Genomic DNA, 2,111 nt, shown 5'->3' on the forward strand with positions numbered 1-2,111 from the left:
ACATGGCGATTAATATCATCAATGGCTTAATCACCGGCGACATGACCGGTGCGGTAGCTGGTGCATTGGCACCAAAACTGGCCACGATAATTAAGCAGCAAACCGGTGACAATAAGGTCGCTAACACTATCAGTCATGCCATCCTTGGGGCCGTGGTTGCCGAGCTACAAGGTAACTCAGCTGTTGTTGGCGGAGTTGGTGCAGCGGTCAGTGAACGAGGCGCAGAAGTCATTGCCAGTATTCTTTATCCGAATAAAAGTATAGATGAATTAAATCAGGATGAAAAACAACAAGTCAGCGCACTCGCCCAACTGGCCACCGGACTGGCTATTGCCGCATTAGGTGGTGATGCTCAGGATATCAATACCGCTATTGCTGGTGGTAAAAATGCGGTTGAGAATAACTATCTAAGCAAAAAACAGATGCATGATTATATAGAGGAACTGCAAGGATGTGGTAGTTCAGGAAATCCGGAGCAGTGTGCTGCAAATGTTCAAAATAAATATGACAAAATGGATGAAGAACAGAGTCAAGGTCTTGTAGATGCCTGTTCAACAAATCCTTATTCATCAGCTTGCTTTAATCATATCAAAAATGCTGTTGAAGGTGGTTCAGTATTATTTACTGAAGCTGATTTAAACAGTCTAGTTGGTGAAGCAGGAAACTATTCTGTAGCTGAATTATGCAAAGGACTACCAGATAGCTGTAGTTTAATTTTAAATAATCAAGACTGGAAAAATCAGCAAGATGCGGATTACAATTTGCATAATCCAATCCTTATAGAAGAAAGAGGAAAAGATGCTCGATATATATTAGGTCATATTGGTATTGATACGACTTATATGTCTGATAAAGAAGCAGTTGATAAAGTTAATGAAATAGGTTTAATGATATCTGCTGGGATTATGGGGTCCGGAAAGGGGACGGAAGCCAACAAACAAATTAATGCTGGTAAAAAGACAATTGCATCATCCAACCCAATTATTAACCCAGCAACAAATAAAGTTGTTACTGAACACATCATTGTATCATCAGGTAAAGCACCACATACCTCAACGCCAAACTCAATTTATGAGGTATCAAGAGCAGATGGTTCTAAAAGTGTTACTTATTATGATGCAAATGGTCGAACTTTTTCGCGTGAAGACTATGGACAAATTCATCCACATGGGCAAATGGGTCTAGGTTCTGACGGAAGAGTAGTTCCTCATGAACATAAAATAACATACAATGATAAAGGATTTGTAACTGGTAGATACTATAGAAAACTAAGCTCCAATGGAAAACCTATTGGTGATTGGATTAAGGAGAAATAAATGAATAATTATATTTTCGGTTATCTCGCAGGGATTAACTATAACAATAGTAAATTGATATTAGAAAAGATAGCGATTAAATATGGTATTGGTTTAAAGGAAATTTTACCAGAACAATTGTTTCAATTTACAGATAAATATCTACCAGATAAAAACGACACTAATTTTATTTTTTCAATGAGCGATTGCCCCGATTGTGAAGAAGCTGATTATTTAATTGATTATTTGGATTATGCTCCAGAGATGCAAAGTAAATTTCCTCCATTAGGAAGAGATCGTTTACAAATTTTAATCAGTATATTAGAAGACATGATCATTAAAACAAAATGTTCAAAACTTGTGATATCTTTGACTGACTCAGGCTATATTTATTCTTATAAAGTCATAAAATTTGCTGAACTATCAAAAACATTACTTTCGGATTTTGAATTAAACCAAGGTGCTCCCGACACACTTTATGAAATTATATGCTAATAGAATTACTTATAAACTTCTTATTTTGATAAATAAAAAATTTTATTGAATAGATTCAATCATCAAATTAAGTTCAATACTCAACCTGCCCTGCTCTATTTTAATGATAACAGGGCTGCCACATAAAAGCCTATCTGCTCCAGCCACCTGCCTTTGATTGTTAGTTGTGGTCTTGGGTTGGGCTTTGTGCCTTGTGGCACGTAGCCAATGGTATAAAACCGCATAGCATCTGCTGCGGATAAATCCAAAAAACCGGTTAGGTACTGGCACAATTAGCTTTACTGATATCGAAAACCAAGCGGATTATAAAGTCAGCAGCAG

The 2,111-nt window shown here is 36.8% G+C and carries 2 protein-coding genes and 1 pseudogene; 2 read left to right on the forward strand and 1 reads right to left on the reverse strand.

The features are described from left to right. Both J3U57_RS12555 and J3U57_RS12560 read left to right on the forward strand, forming a co-directional pair. The coding region (locus J3U57_RS12555; protein WP_267358483.1) for a VENN motif pre-toxin domain-containing protein at window positions 1-1,316 on the forward strand (1,316 nt) is incomplete at its 5' end. Next, the gene (locus J3U57_RS12560) at window positions 1,317-1,790 is read left to right on the forward strand and encodes a hypothetical protein (protein WP_267344981.1); all 474 of its coding nucleotides are present in this window, start codon (window positions 1,317-1,319) and stop codon (window positions 1,788-1,790) included. Window positions 1,791-1,832: 42 nt separating this feature from the next. Here J3U57_RS12560 and J3U57_RS12890 read toward each other — a convergent pair. Beyond that, window positions 1,833-2,014, reverse strand: a pseudogene (locus J3U57_RS12890) (SymE family type I addiction module toxin). Window positions 2,015-2,111: the final 97 nt, after the last annotated feature.

The sequence above is a fragment of the Gilliamella sp. B3464 genome, from assembly GCF_026536145.1.
GTDB lineage: Bacteria > Pseudomonadota > Gammaproteobacteria > Enterobacterales > Orbaceae > Gilliamella.